A 738-nucleotide genomic window follows, 5' to 3' on the forward strand; every position below is an offset into this window, starting at 1 on the left:
CAGGCTCGGGTAAATCGACGTCACTGGCGGCGATGATTGACCACCGTAACGAGCATTCGGCAGGGCACATCATCACGGTGGAAGACCCTGTGGAATATGTGCATAAGCACAAAAAATCGATGATTACTCACCGTGAAGTGGGTGTGGATACGCATTCATGGCATCATGCCTTAAAGAACACATTGCGCCAAGCGCCTGACGTGATTTTGATTGGTGAGATTCGTGATACTGAAACCATGGAACACGCCATTGCCTTTGCTGAAACGGGGCATTTGTGTCTTGGGACATTGCACGCCAATAACGCCAACCAAACACTGGATCGTATCATTAACTTTTTCCCTGAAGAACGTAAGGGTCAGCTGTTGATGGACTTATCATCCAACATGAAAGCCATTGTTTCGCAGCGATTGGTGCGTACTGAAGATGGTAAAGGGCGACGTGCGGCAGTTGAGATTATGCTTAATACGCCACTGATGGCGGACTTGATTTTAAAAGGTGAAATGCACGAGCTTAAGGCGATTATGACTAAGTCCCGTGAGCTTGGTATGCAGACCTTTGACCAAGCGCTGTTTGACCTGTACGATGAAGGGGCAATCAGTTATGATGAAGCCATTCGTAATGCTGACAGTGCCAACGAGCTGCGCCTACAAATCAAGCTAAAAAGTAAACGCAATCAAGGTGGTCAACGAGGTGCCAACAGTGCTTCTGCATTATCACTGCAACCAGACGCGCCACCTG

The 738-nt window shown here is 48.2% G+C and carries 1 protein-coding gene; it reads left to right on the plus strand.

All coding sequences use genetic code 11. The annotated features are described in order from the left end of the window. Positions 1 to 738: ATPase, T2SS/T4P/T4SS family (locus tag GY683_RS04760; protein ID WP_297287656.1), on the plus strand; the 738-nt coding region annotated here is incomplete at both ends.

Origin of the sequence: Moraxella sp. (genome assembly GCF_024227015.1) — a bacterium.
Lineage (GTDB): Bacteria > Pseudomonadota > Gammaproteobacteria > Pseudomonadales > Moraxellaceae > Moraxella.